The sequence below is a fragment of the Streptomyces sp. 13-12-16 genome, from assembly GCF_002114215.1.
Classification (GTDB): Bacteria; Actinomycetota; Actinomycetes; order Streptomycetales; family Streptomycetaceae; genus Streptomyces.
On record NZ_NCTE01000891.1, the window covers coordinates 1 to 2,458 of the forward strand.

The following is a 2,458-nucleotide window of genomic DNA, read 5'->3' on the forward strand; positions in this document are numbered from 1 at the left end:
GGCCGGGTGAGCCAGGCGACGGCCGCGCCGGTCAGCGCCACCGGCCATTCGACCACGCCGGCCACGCCGAGCACCCCGGCGCCGGCGTAGACGGCCATCCGGCGTCCGCGCGGGGAGACCGCGCCGATCGCGTCCAGGGCGCCGCCGGTCACCCTCCCCACCTGCTCCGCGCCCGGCAGATGCCGCAGGCCCGAGGCGACGGTCCGCAAGGGCTGCGGAAGATCGGACGGACGGTACGTGTCCTGCTCCATGTCGGCCTCCACGGGCGAGTCCCTCACGGGCACTCATCACCTTCCCTACCTTTTGCCCCATATTCAGCCGTTACCACACGAAGCGCCTTTCCTGTACGTCCTCGGCGGGAGGGCGCCGCCCCCCGGCCCGTGTCGGAACGGGCACGCCGGGTACTAGGTGCAGGCACACAGCGGACGTGCGGACCGTCCGGTCGGCGAAGGGAGTGGTCATGACGGAGAACGGCGAGGACGCCACGCTCGCCCGGCCCCCGGGGACCCGGGAGCTCCGTCTGGCCACGGACGCCCCGGGACCGGTGCCGGCGCACACCGTGCGGAGCGGCGCACGGGACCAGGAGGACGACCCGGAGCTGCCCCGCGACCGCAATCAGGCGATCCTGGAGGCGGCCAAGCAGGTCGGCGCGGTGCTCAAGCGGGGCGGGCACCTGTTCGCCCTGGCCGGCAGTGTCGCCGTCCACGCCCACGGCGGCAGCGGGAACCTCCAGCACGACGTCGACTTCTGTGTCCGGCCCGAGGACGCCGAGCCGGTGGCCGCCACGCTCCGCGAGGCCGGGCTGACGGTGTACGCCCCGCCCGAGGACTGGCTGATCAAGGCCACCTGCTTCGGCCAGGACGTGGACATCATCTTCGAGCTGGCGCACCGGCCCGTCTCCACCGAGATGCTCCGGCGGGCGCCGGAACTCCCGGTGGAGTCGGTACGCATGCCGGTGCTGGCGCCCACCGATCTGCTGACCGGCCTGCTGGCCGCCTTCTCGGAGCACCACTGCGACTTCGGGGCCGTCCTGCCCATCGCCCGCGCCCTGCGCGAGAAGGTCGACTGGGAGCGGGTACGGCGCGACTGCGGGGACGAGCCCATGCCGGCCGCCTTCTTCTTCCTCCTGGAACGCCTGAACGTCATCTGAACGTCCGCGGAAGGAACGCTCATGAACACCCAAGACGCCGGATCCGCAGGCGGCACACCGGCGGCGGCCCCGGAGTACCGCGTCGCCCACCTCCAGGACCGTCTCGCCTCCGGCGAGCTCGGCGAACTCGGTGTGCGGGTCGAGGTCCGCGGCGGGGCCGTACTGGTCACCGGGACCGTCCCCTCGGCCCACTGCCGCGAGGACGTCCTGGACACGGTGCGCGAGGAGCTCACCGGGCTCGAGGTGCACTGCGACATCGTGGTCAGCGAGACCGCGTCGCCCGATCACGCGGAGGAACTGTCATGATCCGGATCGCCGCCGTCGGCGACATCCACATGGGGCCCGACACCCGGGGCACGCTCCGCCCCGCGTTCGACACCCTGCCCGAGTGCGCCGACCTCCTGCTGCTGGCCGGGGACCTCACCCGGCACGGCACCGTCGAGGAGGCCCGCGTGGTGGCCGACGAGATCCGGGGCCTGGGCGTCCCCGTGGTCGCCGTGCTCGGCAACCACGACCACCACGACGACCGGCAGGACGAGGTCACGGCCGTCCTGCGGGACGCCGGCGCCCATGTCCTGGAGGGGGAGTCGGCGGTCGTACGGGCAGGTGACGCGCGCGTCGGGGTGGCCGGCACCAAGGGGTTCGGCGGCGGGTTCGTCGGGGCGAGTGCCGGGGAGTTCGGCGAGCCGGTGATGAAGGAGTTCGTGCGCCTCTCCCGCCGGTGCGCCGACGGCCTGCGGGCCTCGCTGGAGAAGCTGGACCGGGAGGGCTGCGACGTCCGGATCGCCCTCACCCACTACTCCCCCGTGCCGGAGACCCTGGCCGGGGAGCCGCTGGAGATCTATCCGTTCCTGGGCAGCTATCTGCTGGCCGAGGCGATCGACACGGCCGGCGCCGATCTCGCCGTGCACGGGCACGCGCACGCCGGCAGCGAGCACGGCATGACGACGGGGGGCGTGAAGGTGCGCAACGTCGCCCAGCCGGTCATCGGCCGCGCCTTCCACGTCTACCATCTGCCGGTCCGCGACCGCGTGGGCGCCGGCACGGGGGCGGCCACCGTCTGAGCCCGCCCGTCGCCCCACCACCCCAGCGCCGCCGGCCGTACCGGCGGCGCTTTTCTCCGCCCCGGGGCCGGGTCCGTACAGGTCCTCCCGTGTGAACCCCCCGCAAGGCGCGCACACTTTACGCATTTCGTCTGCTTAACATGCTGGCTCCGTGTCCCGTGATCCGCGTCACCACGCACGCGTCCGGGGCCCGGCCGCGCTCGCCTGCCCGCGCCGCCGCCGCCGGCCTGCGCCTCGCGTCCGT

Annotated in this window: 3 protein-coding genes and 1 pseudogene; 3 read left to right on the forward strand and 1 reads right to left on the reverse strand. The window is 73.7% G+C overall.

Translation table 11 applies throughout. The annotated features are described in order from the left end of the window. Positions 1–251, reverse strand: a pseudogene (locus tag B7767_RS46685) (hypothetical protein); the annotation flags it as partial. Between the two features lie 209 nt (positions 252–460). Between B7767_RS46685 and B7767_RS31345 the strand changes: the two are divergent. The 3 genes from B7767_RS31345 to B7767_RS31355 are packed head-to-tail and all read left to right on the forward strand — an operon-like array spanning position 461 to position 2,214. Then, positions 461–1,150: a nucleotidyltransferase family protein gene (locus B7767_RS31345; RefSeq protein ID WP_107486436.1), complete on the forward strand. Its 690-nt coding sequence runs from the start codon at positions 461–463 to the stop codon at positions 1,148–1,150. Positions 1,151–1,171: 21 nt separating this feature from the next. After that, a complete protein-coding gene (locus B7767_RS31350) occupies positions 1,172–1,456 on the forward strand; it encodes a BON domain-containing protein (RefSeq protein WP_085575086.1) in 285 nt (94 codons plus the stop codon). Next, on the forward strand, positions 1,453–2,214 hold the full coding sequence (locus B7767_RS31355; protein ID WP_085575087.1) for a metallophosphoesterase: 762 nt from the start codon (positions 1,453–1,455) through the stop codon (positions 2,212–2,214). Before B7767_RS31350 ends, B7767_RS31355 begins: the two co-directional genes overlap by 4 nt. Positions 2,215–2,458 lie beyond the last annotated feature (244 nt).